The organism is Patescibacteria group bacterium (assembly GCA_027858235.1).
In the GTDB taxonomy this organism is placed as follows: domain Bacteria; phylum Patescibacteriota; class Patescibacteriia; order Patescibacteriales; family BM507; genus BM507.
Map to the genome: position 1 here is coordinate 98880 of JAQIDC010000028.1, position 13996 is coordinate 112875.

Annotated in this window: 17 protein-coding genes; all 17 read right to left on the reverse strand. The window is 34.5% G+C overall.

Annotation, left to right across the window (positions count from 1 at the left end; all coding sequences use genetic code 11):
* Nucleotide 1: 1 nt before the first annotated feature.
* The 17 genes from PF572_02345 to ftsA all read right to left on the reverse strand — a co-directional run bounded on the left by PF572_02345 (nucleotide 2) and on the right by ftsA (nucleotide 13897).
* Nucleotides 2-310: a hypothetical protein gene (locus tag PF572_02345; protein ID MDA3839905.1), complete on the reverse strand. Its 309-nt coding sequence runs from the start codon at nucleotides 308-310 to the stop codon at nucleotides 2-4.
* Nucleotides 307-846 (reverse strand): hypothetical protein, encoded by a 540-nt coding sequence (locus PF572_02350; protein ID MDA3839906.1) that lies wholly within the window; start codon nucleotides 844-846, stop codon nucleotides 307-309. Before PF572_02350 ends, PF572_02345 begins: the two co-directional genes overlap by 4 nt.
* A gap of 6 nt (nucleotides 847-852) precedes the next feature.
* Nucleotides 853-1089 carry a hypothetical protein gene (locus tag PF572_02355; protein ID MDA3839907.1) on the reverse strand — a complete coding sequence of 79 codons (237 nt, stop codon included), beginning with the start codon at nucleotides 1087-1089 and terminating at the stop codon, nucleotides 853-855.
* Nucleotides 1090-1185: 96 nt separating this feature from the next.
* Nucleotides 1186-2256, reverse strand: coding sequence for a phage major capsid protein (locus PF572_02360; protein ID MDA3839908.1), 1071 nt, complete (start codon nucleotides 2254-2256; stop codon nucleotides 1186-1188).
* A gap of 26 nt (nucleotides 2257-2282) precedes the next feature.
* Nucleotides 2283-3032: an HK97 family phage prohead protease gene (locus tag PF572_02365; protein ID MDA3839909.1), complete on the reverse strand. Its 750-nt coding sequence runs from the start codon at nucleotides 3030-3032 to the stop codon at nucleotides 2283-2285.
* A gap of 17 nt (nucleotides 3033-3049) precedes the next feature.
* Nucleotides 3050-5101 (reverse strand): phage portal protein, encoded by a 2052-nt coding sequence (locus PF572_02370; GenBank protein ID MDA3839910.1) that lies wholly within the window; start codon nucleotides 5099-5101, stop codon nucleotides 3050-3052.
* Nucleotides 5098-6462 (reverse strand): phage terminase large subunit, encoded by a 1365-nt coding sequence (locus PF572_02375; GenBank protein ID MDA3839911.1) that lies wholly within the window; start codon nucleotides 6460-6462, stop codon nucleotides 5098-5100. Before PF572_02375 ends, PF572_02370 begins: the two co-directional genes overlap by 4 nt.
* Nucleotides 6425-6844: a hypothetical protein gene (locus tag PF572_02380; GenBank protein ID MDA3839912.1), complete on the reverse strand. Its 420-nt coding sequence runs from the start codon at nucleotides 6842-6844 to the stop codon at nucleotides 6425-6427. The genes PF572_02375 and PF572_02380 overlap by 38 nt, the downstream gene beginning before the upstream one ends.
* Complete coding sequence (locus tag PF572_02385) at nucleotides 6807-8045, reverse strand: DNA methyltransferase (protein ID MDA3839913.1); 1239 nt, start codon at nucleotides 8043-8045, stop codon at nucleotides 6807-6809. Before PF572_02385 ends, PF572_02380 begins: the two co-directional genes overlap by 38 nt.
* On the reverse strand, nucleotides 8035-8421 hold the full coding sequence (locus tag PF572_02390) for a hypothetical protein (GenBank protein MDA3839914.1): 387 nt from the start codon (nucleotides 8419-8421) through the stop codon (nucleotides 8035-8037). Before PF572_02390 ends, PF572_02385 begins: the two co-directional genes overlap by 11 nt.
* The gene (locus tag PF572_02395) at nucleotides 8418-9128 is read right to left on the reverse strand and encodes a hypothetical protein (protein MDA3839915.1); all 711 of its coding nucleotides are present in this window, start codon (nucleotides 9126-9128) and stop codon (nucleotides 8418-8420) included. The genes PF572_02390 and PF572_02395 overlap by 4 nt, the downstream gene beginning before the upstream one ends.
* A gap of 120 nt (nucleotides 9129-9248) precedes the next feature.
* Nucleotides 9249-9455, reverse strand: coding sequence for a hypothetical protein (locus PF572_02400; protein ID MDA3839916.1), 207 nt, complete (start codon nucleotides 9453-9455; stop codon nucleotides 9249-9251).
* Complete coding sequence (locus PF572_02405; GenBank protein MDA3839917.1) at nucleotides 9445-10605, reverse strand: AAA family ATPase; 1161 nt, start codon at nucleotides 10603-10605, stop codon at nucleotides 9445-9447. The genes PF572_02400 and PF572_02405 overlap by 11 nt, the downstream gene beginning before the upstream one ends.
* A 181-nt stretch (nucleotides 10606-10786) precedes the next feature.
* Nucleotides 10787-10930 (reverse strand): hypothetical protein, encoded by a 144-nt coding sequence (locus tag PF572_02410; GenBank protein MDA3839918.1) that lies wholly within the window; start codon nucleotides 10928-10930, stop codon nucleotides 10787-10789.
* A gap of 65 nt (nucleotides 10931-10995) precedes the next feature.
* Nucleotides 10996-11181: a hypothetical protein gene (locus tag PF572_02415; GenBank protein MDA3839919.1), complete on the reverse strand. Its 186-nt coding sequence runs from the start codon at nucleotides 11179-11181 to the stop codon at nucleotides 10996-10998.
* Between the two features lie 191 nt (nucleotides 11182-11372).
* Nucleotides 11373-12566 carry a cell division protein FtsZ gene (gene ftsZ / locus PF572_02420; protein MDA3839920.1) on the reverse strand — a complete coding sequence of 398 codons (1194 nt, stop codon included), beginning with the start codon at nucleotides 12564-12566 and terminating at the stop codon, nucleotides 11373-11375.
* Between the two features lie 71 nt (nucleotides 12567-12637).
* On the reverse strand, nucleotides 12638-13897 hold the full coding sequence (ftsA, locus tag PF572_02425) for a cell division protein FtsA (protein MDA3839921.1): 1260 nt from the start codon (nucleotides 13895-13897) through the stop codon (nucleotides 12638-12640).
* Nucleotides 13898-13996: the final 99 nt, after the last annotated feature.

Below are 13996 nucleotides of genomic sequence, written 5' to 3' on the forward strand. Positions count from 1 at the left end.
ATTAATTATTTGGCTTTATAATTATCGCCTCAATTCTGGACAATGAACGATATTCAATTTTTTTTAAATTTTTAACTATATACGCTTGTCCATCGCATTCAATTTTATCTGCCTCTCTGATATCCGAATATAGTTCTGCATACAATTTAGACATCTCGGCCGGGTTTCCCTCGCTTATCATCAAATCTTCTGCCTTGATAGACATAATGACTCCATTGATATCATTTATTCTTTCATATTCCTCGGTTTTCTTTTCTACGTCGCTTACCAGTCTATAAACCGCTATAATCTTTTCAAAAGCAAATCTCATATATTGAACTTTTTATACTTTGATAATATTGCCAAAATATCCTGTGACAAATAACTCTCCCAAGTAACACCTGCATCTCCTAAATTTTCCATTTTAATTCCATCACTCTTCCTTTTATTCCATAAGGCCCCAACCATTCTAAGAATGGCCAGTTTTAAATCTTTTGGCAGATCAGCTGTTGTAAACCCAGCCTTATAACTTATTTTGTAATTTCTCTCACCTCCGATAACTTGATCCAGTTTTATAATCCCTTCGCGCGGATAAAGGGTATATTTACTATCAGGAGTATCAATCCACGATCCATCTTTTTCCCGTTGAACTACCAAAGTCTTAATATTTAAGCTATTCTCAAGAAAAATATCATCATCTATTTCGTACCCGTCAAAATATTCGACTACATCATCTTCCTTAATTTTATTGTTAGCTATAGCCTCGATCCATCTAACTGCTCCCGAAATCAAAACCTCTATGACATCGTCATAGTTACTCGTATTCAAGCTTATATACAATTTGAAATCATCTGCAGTTATTAGCATAGTACTTTAGATTTTTTGACAAACTTTTTTCTTAATTAACTCCTTAGCCTCTTCTGGATCAAGCCCGGCTTTCTCTCCCTTGATATAAGGAGTATAACTTCTTAGAAATTCCACGCTTGTCATTTTTTTTGACTTAGTGTTATCTTTTTTATTTTTGTTTTCTTCGTTGTTTTTGTTCTCCTCCTTATTTTTATTTTCCTCCTGATTTTCGCCTTGTTCTTGTGTCTTGTTTTCTTTTGACATAAATTTTTTGCTTAATAGATTAAATTAATTATGTTATTCTCCTTACTCTCCCCCTGCAGTAATTAACAGGGGGAGAGTATAGTAAAATAACTATTTCTAAACACTTGCATCAACAACCCCAGTCAACTTCTTCCCTGCATCTGGCAAAGTATAAACTCCATCAATAGCCTCGGCTACAACCAATTCAGTCTGTAACTTGCTGATAATTTTATCAGTATCCACAAACATCTGCTCTCCATCCTTAATCCAGTAATACCATGGGTCAAACAACATAATTTCTGTCTCATCTCCTCCCGCTCCAAGATTGGACGGAATATCAACACTTTCATATACTGGACGATTGAATACCGTTTGATCTCTAACGTCAAATATCGGCAAGTCATTCAGATCTTTAAGCTTTCTTAACAACTTCATACCCTCTGAAGATGTCATAAACACCGCATTCTGCCTGTACTGCTCGGGTAGTTCATAAAAGAGATTAACTAAATCGTCATAACTAAACTTTACTTTTTCCTGAGCAATTTCACTAAATCCAGCACTTCTTAATCCTGTTGGTTTTCCAGCACCATCTCCAGCAACAAACGACTGCTCTTCAACATCTCTCATCTTTCTTGAGCAAAGCTCTCCAATAAAATTAATAATATTAAAGGCTGAAGTGTTCAACAGCTTTCTCGGAATCAACACTCTAGTTGCAAGATAATAATCATACAAGTTCTTCTTTGAGATTGTCGGGTTACTTTCAGTTATTTCCTCATTCTCATCCACCCAATAAGCAATTACACCAGTACCTTCTAAAGGAAGTTTAAACTCTCCGCTTAACTTAAAGACAAATGACAACTTTCTCATCTTTGATATCTTGTCCCTCTTGGTCAAAATAAAATCAGCCAATTCAGTTGGAACGGTATGCCCGAATGAAGCATTGCTTGAGTCAACTGCTTTCTCGTCAACATTGCCCAGACATACATCTTGGATAAATTTAGCTGCTTTAACCATTTTCTCCTCAGTAGTATCTTCTTTCTTATCCCTAACTCCTGTTTTAATTTCTTTTAATACCTCACTTTTGAAATCAGGCAAGATTTCGTTAACTCCATCTTTAATGATTCCTTTCAAGTCATCCATAGTTATTTCTTTAACCTGAGTTTGAATCGTTTCTTTTTCTTTGTTCATAATTTTGAAATAAATTAATAATTAAATTACTTCGTTATTCGAAGTATAAATTCGCAAGCCTTATCTGCTTGCTTTACTGCTTGCCTGATACGGAATATTTTTTTATTATCCGCAAGGACGTCGACCTTTGTCCCTTTTTGATTTACCAGGGACTTTAAATGTTTAATATACTTATTACTTAATTCAACCCTCTCTGCCTTACCGTTACTAAAATAAATCTTTGCTCTTTTTTTTTCGTAATCAACATCAATGTAATTCACTTTTTCCAAACTCTTTATATACAATAGTCTTGTCTTCGGATTAGCCCCTGCTAGTACTGGCGACCACTCATAAAGTTTTACTTTTTTAATAATTCTGTTATCATTCTCATCCCATTCATAATCTAAAATCTTAAAGCCAATACTGAACTCATCAATTATTCCAAACTTAATATCACTGTATGCCTCTTTGCCTCTCTGGGTTTCCAAATTAAACTGTGCCCTGATCAATAAACCCTCATCATCCTCTTCAGCTTTTAAAGTCTTGGCTATTGGAATACTCCAATCATGCATCCACACTCCCTTGGGATATTTAACCTTTAAACTGTCTGCAAATGCCCCACGTTTTATAATATCTCCATCCAAATCAATATTATTGAATATGGATACATAGGCCTCAATAATTCCAGCATTCTCGCTTTCTTTCTTGCTTTCCTTTTTTTCAATAATTTTAAATCTAGCCTTAACTCTGACTCTGGTTATTTCATCATGTTTTTTATTTTTTTCTTTATTCTTCATATTTATAAATTAAATTATTAAACAGGGGTAAAATCACATTTACAGTTCGGATGAACTGGTATCTCTCCCTCGATTGATTTAATAGTCCACTCTTTACCAGATTGACCTATACATACCTCACAAGCATCAGGCGATAACAACCATTCAGCGCTGGTAAATCCATAATGCTCATATGTCTTCCTGTGAGCCTCAACCACTCCTCTGGCCGTTTCTGTTCTTGCTATCATCTCCGCTCTATAATCTTTTGCAAAATCAAATACTTTCTCTACTCTTAACCTTAATTTCTCCAAACTCTCCCCATCATCTACTCCCTCTTTCATTTCCTTTTCAAAATCATTAATAGTCGTGTCTGTTATAATTCTCCCAGACTCTCGGCTTACTTTTCCCAACCACTCTTTTATAAACTCCATATCAATAACCATATTCTCCCCAATAAGCTCGCTTGCTCCAGCCACTCCAGCCATAACTGTTTCATAAATCAAAGGATCAATTACTGAAATTACTGTCTCTAGCTCATATGTCATATTTATTCCGTGTTTTGTTAAAACATCTTTCTGATAGTTATCTTCAATAGATTTTATAAATCTCTCTTTCTGATCTTCAAAAAATTCTATAAATTTCTTTTTCCATATCTTCTCCATTCTTTTCTCATTGTCCATACGGATTTTATAAAACCTTTCTTTTTGCTCATCACTCAATGTTTTCTTTTCAACAATTTTTAAAACTATTCCCTTTTTATTAATCAAACTGTTTGCCATTTTATTGCTTGCTTTCTCTCCAAGTTTTCTAAGTTTTACATCTCTGTTTAATATTCTTCTTTTAATTTTCTTTTGCAGTTTTAAATTTACTCCTCCCGATCTTAACGCTTTAATCTTTATAGTCTTTGTTTCTTTGCCTCCAATGATAGGCATACTAGATAACGGCATATAAATATAGTCTCCTCCGTTTATCGGTTCAAATCCCTCTGACTCTCTTATCTCATTGGTGGTCATCCATTTATTCCAAGATGCCTCTTTTTTCTTTAAATCCATTTCCTCATCTTCTTTTGCTAAATGCTCAAATCCAAGCCATAAATCCTTGCCAAACATTGGTACTAAAAATTCATTAATCTGCTCAATCATCTCTGTGGCCAAAGGTTCAAGTGTCCATTTATTAAATACATATTCAGCTGCGATAGCACTTGCCCTGTTAACATCTTCAAATACTCCCAGTACAGGTTTAGGCACTCCAAATATTGATAATATTTCATCTCTATTCATTTTCCTACTTTCAATAAAATCTAAATCTTTAGGGGGTATTGTTACTGGTTTAAATTTAATTCCACCCTCAAGCAATTGAACATTGTGCGAATTTTCATATCCCTGATATTTTTTTCTAAATTCCTTTTTTAATCTTTTAATCATTTTTGCATCTGCGTTGCCCTCCATTTCCAAAAAACCACTTGGTCTAGCATCGTTTTTTAAGAGGTTGCTGTTTGACTGTAAAATATAATCATCATTTTGTGCGGTCATTCTCACAGCCTCAATAATCCCTATACCTTTATCTGGGTTCTTTGGATTATAGTTTTTTAAAAACAACACCTCCTCTTTTTCAAATTCTTTTTTGTATGATCCTATCTCATATGTATATCCCAAAATATTTCCATTATCATCTTTTTTAACTTTGAAATATTCTGGTCTAGCTATATAAATATTACTTGGTGTTTTATCTGTTTTATTAGTCTTGCTTAAAATCCAAGGACTAGCTCCAAGTAAATCTCTGTACACCACACTCAACTGAATAAAATTATATTTAGTCATCTCTGGATTAATCCTATACAAAAGTTCTAGTAATTCATGTTCAATTATTTCTTCTACTTCGCCGTTCTTTTTAAGTCTATAAAGTTTAAACTCTATTTGAGCTAATCCCATGCTTCGTCTAGACACACAGGCATACACCCAAGACTTATAAAAATCCAAAGCATCAGTTTTGGTAACCACCGATGACATAATTCCTGAATTAACAAAAAACGAATACGGTACTGCCTGCTTTCCAATTATTTGATTGTAAAATCTTTTTACTAAATTCATAAACTTGTTATTTTGGGTTGTGGTTGTTTAGCTATTTCAAAATACATTCTAAACATCAATGCATCTGCAATATCTGGCGACCGTCCAATATTATCTCTAATTTTATCTTTATCTTCTAACGCAATCTTGCTATCCCTATCAATGTTTTTTTGTTTAATCTGTTCAAGCTCTTCAATCAACAAATGTTTAATTTGAATATCACTTGGCTCATTAATTCCTATTTTTCCATCTTCAGCAAGTTGAGCTAATTTGAAATAACACTGTGTTTTTAAATTACTAAAATTTACTTGTTTTGTTTTATCTCTCATAGCCTCTTCGGGTTGAATTGCTTGCGAGTTATTTATAAACCCGACACTGCCATCAATCTGATCAACTACTCCTCCTCCAACACCATCCTCGTCCAATATAATATGCGACCGTCTCACTTGTTTCCGTTCAGCATATTTTATAATCCACTCTGCTGACTTAGCTGTATTTTTCTTAATGTCATAATCCAAGGCTATTATTTCTTTAACTTGCAATCCCTCCCAGTATGTAATAACCATTTTATCTCTGCCTTTTCTAGCTACGTCCCCTGTAATAAACCTCTCTTTACTAAACTCTGCCTTGTTAGTAAATAAATCACTGATAACGTCATAGTCGAACAAACAAGATGGGTCATCATCATAGTTCCAATTACCAAGCAATAGTCTCTCTCTTGTTGCCTTATCCTTAATGCTTTTTAAATTATTAATGTAATGCTTTGAAATGTATGGATTATCAATCACCAAGGCTTGAACAAACTTCTTCTCCGGCTCTAGTTTTTTGTCATCCCACGGTTTATAAAACTCCTGATATACCCATTGCTTGCTTGGATTACATGTTCCTAGTATTTTTGGAATAAGATCAAACTCATCCAACTTATATCTAATCCTTGACCTAACAATGCTCCAAGCCTTAAATGTTATCTGATTAACCTCATCAACAAATGCTCCTGATATTTCCAAACTACCTAAACTATCAAAATTCGGGTCACTCGGATACAAAAATAAATCCTTTAACAAAATTGAACTGCCATTTGTAAACCTGATAACACCCTCAATTGAGTTATACCTGAAGTCCTCCTCGTTCCTGATGTCCCACATTTTACAAAGATCAAAAAATGTCTGTAGCGTTGTCTCTTTTAAACTTTTCAACTTTGACCTACCCATTAACCATCTGCTACCGGGATACTGACCGCACATAATAATCAACCAAGCACAACCTAATAAACTCTTACCCCCACCTGCACCTCCACCAAACAAAATCTCAAATGTACTTTGGTCAACCAAATAATTCCATGCCTCACTCTGTTTTTTTGTTTGTTGCCAATTTATTTCCATTTTGTTTGCTTCCAACAGTCGATATATTTATCTTGAACGTTCTGCCTTCTTCATTTTTCAACTCAACACTTTCTTTGGCTTTACCTAACTGTCTATCTAAATACTCTTTAATGGCTGTAATATTTCCCTTGGCACCCTCTCTAAAAAGAACTGTCAACAATATTGCTACCCTTTCCACTTTTTTGCCATTTACCTCTTCTACTTCCAACCCATGTCCCTCGATTAATTCTTTCATTTTTCGAACATTTTCATTGTCTATCTTAAGCTTTCTGCCTGCACCTTTCCTTGCTCCGCCATGCTTCTTTTTCTTCCTTGGTTTTGAATTTTTTTTCAAGTTTTCAAGTTTAGGCTTTTTTTGCTTTTTGTCCTGTGTAGTTTTCATATCTTTTTATAATTACATCAACATATTTCGGGTCTAATTCCATTACGTAACATCTCCTGTCTAATTGATGACAAGCCATTAAGGTAGAACCAGAACCTCCAAATAAATCAACAACAATATCATTTTTTTCACTACTCTTTTTTAATGCTCTTTCTGGTAATCTCAAAGGTTTTTGTGTTGGATGCACATAATTCTGCGTAACATCTCTTTTCTCATACCAAACATCTAACATCTCTTTATAATCATCAAAATCAAAATTAAATACGTCTTTTAAATTAGTTATTTTCTTATTTTTATAATGTGTTTTCTTTTTCTTCCAACCAAGCATGCAAGGTTCATATTGTCTGTGGTAGTCTTGTCCTCGACTAAATACCATTGAATTCTTAAGCCAAATTATGATTTGACTCATGTGCCAATCTGCATTCTCAAAGGCAAATCTATTAATATGATTATTTTTATTAGCAAACCACCAATAGATAGTCACATCGTCAGTTGTAAAATGAGAAAGGTTGAATAAAACATCAGTGTAAAAATCAACGCAGTCTTTATCGCTTTTATTATCATTAAATATTTTTCCTCCAGTTCCCCCAAACTTAGTTGAACTATAATCAAGCCCTCCAGGTGATTTATAATCAACATTATATGGTGGATCAGTAAAAATCATTCTCCCCAGTTTCCCATCCATTAATTTCTCAACATCCTCCCTTATTGCTGAATCACCACACATTAATCTATGCTCTCCCAGTTGATAAATATCTCCCAATTTTGCAACCGCCTCTTTTATGCCATCGTATTCTTTTTGTGCATCAAACTCATCTTCTTTAATTTCAATAATTAAATCTATGTCAAAGCCGGTAATCTCAATCTTTTCTTTATCCAGCAACTTTAATTCTTCAATAACCAAATCCATATCCCAGTCACTCTCATTGAGTTTATTATCTGCTAATCGATAAGCCCTTGCCTCTTGCTCGTTTAAATCAACAACTATGCAAGGAACTTCCTTTAATTCAAGAATTTGAGCTGCTTCATACCTCCCATGTCCGACTATAATAATATTCTTTTTATCTAAAACTATTGGCTGATTAAAACCAAAATCTTTAATACTTTTAGCAATCTGATTAATTTGTTTAACCGGGTGCTTTTTTGCATTCTTCGCGTAAGGTTTAATCTCTTCAATTTTTACCAATTTTTCATTTTTCATTTTTTGTAAATTTTATAACCAAGAGTTTATCAATTTCTCTATTGTTAAATTTTCCATCTTTTAATATGTTTTTAAATACTTTCTCAAGCTCAATTATTATCTCTCTAACTTGTGGTTTATAAGGACCAACTCTTTTGCCGTCATTGCCCTTGACTCCTTGCAACCCTCTAAGCAATGGATCCTGTTTAACTTTTACATGTTTGCTTATACTCGCATTCTCTTGGTCACCATTCTTATAAAATATTGCAATCGGCAATACGCCAATTAAGAAAAAATCTGTGATCTGTTTGACTCCTCCTTTTTTCTTTTTATATTCATTGTTGAAATCAACTCTTAAATATAAATTATTTCTAATTATTGTTTTTAAATTTTTCATAGTCGGTCTTTGTTCGGTCTAAAAAACTTTTTATAACCTGCTTTTTTAGCAAGCCCCATTGCACATGCTCCTTTATTTTTTGCATCCGTGCTTTCTGAGACATCAATTAATATATTAATAGTTGTCTGAAATCCAAGCTGGTTCACCACCTCAACCCATGCCTTGATATTTTTTATATCTTTAATTCTTTCCAAGTGATATTCCAGTTGTCCTCTTTTAATATCTGTTAATGGTTTTATATATTTTCTAACAACGTTAACGTTGGATTTAATAATATGATTATTAGTATAATGATTGTGTTCTTTTTCACGAACGGTAGAGGGGGTTATCCGTTCGTTTTGACGAACACTACCGTTCGCTTTATCGAACGGTGTGGATAAAGCGTTCGATTTAACGAACAGTTCATCAACTTTAGCTGTCAATTTTACATAAAATTTATTTCCCTCCCTTTGTGTTTTTAAATATCCCTCATTGCTTATTTTTTTAATTCTTTCTGATATTCTGCTTTTTGACTTAACTCTAAGCAACGGCATCTCCTCCATTAAATAGTTAAAATTTACCCACGTGTAGCCGTTCTTGCGCTGTTTTTCCACCCTTTCGCTAAGTGATGAGCATAAATAATACAAATAATCCAAAATCGCCCCATCTGCTATATCGAGCGAGGTATTAGCTAAAGCCATTTGGTTGATGTTTATATTGTATTTCATGTGACAAGCATGTGAGTACATTTATAGACTTATGAAACAAGAGGTGAATTCAGTCGAAACCGAATCCTCGGACTAAGCCGACCTCTTGCCTCACAAGGCTATAAAGCCCTGTGTGTTTTATTAAAAAAACAAAAATGTTTTATATGTTCTAGGCTTTCCAACATTAAGCTTTCTTTCAATTTCTGCAATCCGCTGACTATCTCTTTCATTCTCTCTTTTCACAATTTGCCTAAATTCACCAAGCAAATAATTCCTTGATTGAATTCTTGATTTTAATCTAATCTTCTCCGAAATTAAATGCGGAACGCTTGGTGTTTTACTTAACATCTTTTGCCCCCCTTCTAGTTTTACTTTTTACCGTTTTTTTTTGGATCACCTTCTCTTCTGCTTTATCAGGAAATTGATCGGCAAAATAATTAATAATAGCCTCTTTTAGTTTTTCAAGCCCGGGTGCAAGCTCAGCTAATCCTTTCCGCTTAATCTCCTCCCAACTATTTGTGTTAAACACCTTTTCGCATATTTCTATTCTTGATTTTTTATCAGCTGCACCACTGCTTGGCCAAGCCTTAACTAATTCATTGGTAATTTTTTCAAGTACTATTTCCTTACTCCTGATATAATCTCTTTTATCCTCTTCTGTCTTGAATAGTCCGCTGGAATCGGTTTCTTGAGCTTCTCTTTCATCAGGATCAGATAGCATCTCATCAATTGCCGGTTCAAAGTTTTTGAAGGTAGGATTTATAAATGTTTTGCCGTCAATAAGAGTTGATCTATCTTTTACGATCGTAGCCTGTCTATAGACTTTTTTATCTCTACCCATAATTTCTTCAAATCTTTCCATTAAAACTAATATATCAGGCTCATAAGCTGTCTCACCCTCAACTTTCATTTTTATACCAGATTTAAAGATTTCCCTTTTTCCAGTTTCCGCGTTTATCTCATTTTCATACTCGAACCCAGCTCGACCGCACATAATGATATTATATGGATCTCTTACTAATGGATCGGAAAATTCAGACTTCCACATTGGCTTTAATATTCCCCAATCCTGAAATTGAAGATAATTCCTCTTCATCTTTCTTTTAAAGGCCTCAACTGTATCCTCCCAAACATGAGAAATACTATCGATTATCAAAATGTCAGATACTTGCTCTTCTTTCAATAGTCTCATCGTTTCTTTCAGGTCTGCTAATGTCCTTGATTCTTTTACAAGTAGTTCTATGCCAGCTTCTTTAAAAATAGTTTTTAAAAATTTAGCTGACTTTTCTGTGTCGAACATTACAACTGGTTTCTTTGACTTAATTTTTTTGTGAAGACCAATTGCCACTACTGCTGATGTGTATGTTTTGCCTGTCCCAGCAAAACCTTCAAACGCCGCCTTAAAATACGGTTTAGTGTTGGCAACCTCCATAAAGAAGTTACCTAGATAACCAGTTTTCTGCTTTAAAGCAGTTCTGGTAATTGTTTTAGTTTGCATAATTTTTCTTGATCAACCCCCTAAAAGGGTGGATATTATTAATTTGTTAAAATCATTTTTAGCTTGACTAATAATGCCAAAATTGATAGGTTTGTACTGAAATCTCTTGAGAAGACTGCATTATTTTCCTAAGAGATATTCATCGCATCTAAGACATCCGCTCCCACAAAGGGCGGGTGTCTTATTTTATTTGACCTAACCTGTGTCTTGCGTTTTCAAGCATTTGCAAATCACGCCAAATATCATAAGGTTCAAGAGATCCTCCTAATGGATAGTCTTCGCAACATTCAACCACTTCGGCGACCTCTTGGGGTTTTTGATTCATATAATCACCCCCTTTCTAGTTATCCCGGACTCTGCCGAAATAAATTATTTTATTAAATTGTTAAACTACTTTTTGACTATCCTATAATTCTTCTGTAAATATATTAATTCCTCAACCTTTACTTCCAATGTACTTTTTTCCTGCTTCTGTTTGAATGGATTTAAATTCTGTCTTACCAAATCAATGACTGTGGCTAAGGTCCCAAAATAATCATCACTTTCAATATGGAATTGTAAATTTTTCTTATCCATAAAAAAAATCCATAAAAAATTAATTAATCACCTTTTTAATTAATTTCTTATGGATTTATGTTTTTATCCACAAAATATAGTATCTCTAATATTTTGTGCCAAAATGCTCTAAAACCAATCAAAAAGGCTACAAAATATTATTTTGTAGCCTTTTTTATGCTAATATTGCAATATATTGAACGATTTTACCCTTACATCATCTTTTTTCGAATAAAGGCTGGAATTCCTATTTCATCATCATCTTCGCCTCCTTCTGTATCTATTGTTTCTTTCTTGGCTGGCTCCTGTTGAGCTTCTTTTAGAGGAGAAAACTTAGATGGCTTGCTCTCCTCCTCTTTCTTTAGCTTTGCATCCTCATCTTGTTCATTGGACAAGAAAGCACTTGGAGTATATCCTCTATCAATAGAACCTAAATCTCCTTTACTCCCAACCCTTCCGTCAAAACCTGTAGCCACCACTGTTATTTTAATTTCATCTTTCATTTTCTCATCAATTACAGTACCAAAGATAATTTTGGCATCTTCGTCTGCTGAGGCAGTAATAATTTTTGAAGCTTCACTAACCTCAACCATACCGAGAGAAGGACCCCCTGTAATAGTAAAGAGTATTCCTCGAGCTCCTTCAATAGACATTTCAAGTAAAGGTGAATTAATAGCTGCTTTTGCTGCCTCAAGAGCCTTATTCTCTCCACTAGCCTGCCCAATACCCATTAGAGCAGATCCTGCATTAGCCATAACGGCCTTAACATCAGCAAAGTCAACATTAATAAGACCAGGAACTGTAATGAGTTCTGCTATCCCTTGGACACCTTGTCTTAAAACCTCATCGACTATTTGGAAAGCGTCCAAAAGTGATGTTTTTTTATCTATGCTTTGTAAAAGTTTGTCATTTGGAATTGTAATTATTGTATCAACCTTATCAGATAGCTCTGTTAAGCCTCTTTCTGCTAGATTTTTTCTTTGTGCCCCTTCGAAAGCAAATGGCTTTGTAATCACAGCAACTGTTAGAGCACCTAGGTCACGAGCAATCTCAGCCACCACAGGAGAAGCTCCTGTACCAGTTCCACCACCCATACCGCAGGTAACAAAAACCATATCAGCGTCTTTAAGTGCGTCTCTTATTTCATTTTGTGATTCTTCGGCAGCTTGTGCTCCCAATTCAGGATTCATTCCAGCGCCTAATCCTCTAGTTATTGATTTTCCAATATGCAATTTGATGTTTGCCTTATTGTAGTGCAGTGCTTGAACGTCTGTATTAACCGCAATAAACTCGACACCCTTAACACCGGCGTCAATCATTCTATCAATAGCGGTTCCTCCTCCTCCTCCAACTCCAACTACTTTAATTTTAGCAAAAGTTTCAATTGCTGGTTTTACTTCAGCCATATAAAAATATTAATAATTTATCTTTTAATCTATATAATCTTAATATAAAGGTTTAAAATTGGCAAGCTATCTTATGGCTTGAACTTTGAAAAAATATCTCGAACATTTCTCACCACTCCATCAAGGGTTTTTTTAAGGGCAACACCCCTAGAACCACCGTCATCTATAAATTGGTTACCCCAAGCAACAAGTCCAAGTGCTGTTAAATAGTTTTGCTCATTAACTTTTTCGATAACGGTTGGGATTGTTTTGTTTACAGCAATACAAGCAGGAAGCCTTAACTCTCTTTTTGCAACATCAATAATATCATTCAGTTTTGTGCCGGCGCCAACTAAGAAGACTCCGGCTGGAAGCATGCCAGATCTATCAACTTTTTTTAACTCAATATCAACTTTTTTAAATATCTCTTCGACCCTAGCTTCAATAATTTCTGAAATATATTTTTTGGAAATTACTCTAGAATCTTCTTCTGAGTTTTCTTCTCTGGCCATTTCAGAAATATCCACTTCGTCTTTTTTCCCAAATTTTTCAGAATTAGCAGAACCATGTTCTATTTTTATTCTCTCAGCCAAATTGATAGGACACCTAAGCCCGATAGCAACATCGGCAGTGATGTGTTCTGACCCAATAGGCAAGATTGCAGTATGCAATAATTCACCTTCTTCAAAAACAGCCAAGCTAGTTGTTGATGAGCCAATATTAACTAGTATCGCACCAAGCTCTTTTTGCTTTGAGCCAATAACAGCTTCAGCGGCTGCCAATGGAGATAAAACTAAATCTTCAATACCAAGACCAGTTCTATATATCGCTTTTGTTAGATTATTAATTTGAGATGAAAGTCCTTGAATAATTAAAGCTTCAACTTCTAACCTGACTCCAGTCATCCCAATGGGGTCTTTAATATCTTCTTGATTATCAACAATATATTTTACAGGGATAACATGTAATATTTCATAATTAGGAGGAACCGACAAAGCCCTAGCAGCCTCAATGGCGCGCTCTACATCATCGCGACCGATTTCATTATCACTTTTTGAGACAGCAACAACACCCTTACTTCTTTCACATTTAATGTGGGGGCCGTTAATGCCCACCCAAACACTTGAGATGGGGACACCGACAAGCCTTTCAGCTTTTTCTAGACAAGCAGAAATAGAAGATGTAACATCTTCTATGCTATTTACTGTTCCCTTATTAATTCCTTCGGAGGGAACGGAGACAGCACCAATAATTTGAACCTTGTCACCGCTGTCACTATTAATTCTTTGACCTACTACTAACCTAACTTCAGTTGAGCCAATATCTAGTCCGGCAATTATGTCATCTTTCATAAATAAAAATTATGTACAAATTTTTTATACATCTACAATTATATAATATATTATACTAAAAATTGAAAAATAAAACAATAGATTTTGGCCAAGTTAAGG

Bases quoted from the DNA above. Each gene is read 5' to 3' on its own strand.
- PF572_02345 (MDA3839905.1), bottom strand. From the start codon at position 310: ATGAGATTTGCTTTTGAAAAGATTATAGCGGTTTATAGACTGGTAAGC.
- PF572_02350 (MDA3839906.1), bottom strand. From the start codon at position 846: ATGCTAATAACTGCAGATGATTTCAAATTGTATATAAGCTTGAATACG.
- PF572_02355 (MDA3839907.1), bottom strand. From the start codon at position 1,089: ATGTCAAAAGAAAACAAGACACAAGAACAAGGCGAAAATCAGGAGGAA.
- PF572_02360 (MDA3839908.1), bottom strand. From the start codon at position 2,256: ATGAACAAAGAAAAAGAAACGATTCAAACTCAGGTTAAAGAAATAACT.
- PF572_02365 (MDA3839909.1), bottom strand. From the start codon at position 3,032: ATGAAGAATAAAGAAAAAAATAAAAAACATGATGAAATAACCAGAGTC.
- PF572_02370 (MDA3839910.1), bottom strand. From the start codon at position 5,101: ATGAATTTAGTAAAAAGATTTTACAATCAAATAATTGGAAAGCAGGCA.
- PF572_02375 (MDA3839911.1), bottom strand. From the start codon at position 6,462: ATGGAAATAAATTGGCAACAAACAAAAAAACAGAGTGAGGCATGGAAT.
- PF572_02380 (MDA3839912.1), bottom strand. From the start codon at position 6,844: ATGAAAACTACACAGGACAAAAAGCAAAAAAAGCCTAAACTTGAAAAC.
- PF572_02385 (MDA3839913.1), bottom strand. From the start codon at position 8,045: ATGAAAAATGAAAAATTGGTAAAAATTGAAGAGATTAAACCTTACGCG.
- PF572_02390 (MDA3839914.1), bottom strand. From the start codon at position 8,421: ATGAAAAATTTAAAAACAATAATTAGAAATAATTTATATTTAAGAGTT.
- PF572_02395 (MDA3839915.1), bottom strand. From the start codon at position 9,128: ATGAAATACAATATAAACATCAACCAAATGGCTTTAGCTAATACCTCG.
- PF572_02400 (MDA3839916.1), bottom strand. From the start codon at position 9,455: ATGTTAAGTAAAACACCAAGCGTTCCGCATTTAATTTCGGAGAAGATT.
- PF572_02405 (MDA3839917.1), bottom strand. From the start codon at position 10,605: ATGCAAACTAAAACAATTACCAGAACTGCTTTAAAGCAGAAAACTGGT.
- PF572_02410 (MDA3839918.1), bottom strand. From the start codon at position 10,930: ATGAATCAAAAACCCCAAGAGGTCGCCGAAGTGGTTGAATGTTGCGAA.
- PF572_02415 (MDA3839919.1), bottom strand. From the start codon at position 11,181: ATGGATAAGAAAAATTTACAATTCCATATTGAAAGTGATGATTATTTT.
- ftsZ (MDA3839920.1), bottom strand. From the start codon at position 12,566: ATGGCTGAAGTAAAACCAGCAATTGAAACTTTTGCTAAAATTAAAGTA.
- ftsA (MDA3839921.1), bottom strand. From the start codon at position 13,897: ATGAAAGATGACATAATTGCCGGACTAGATATTGGCTCAACTGAAGTT.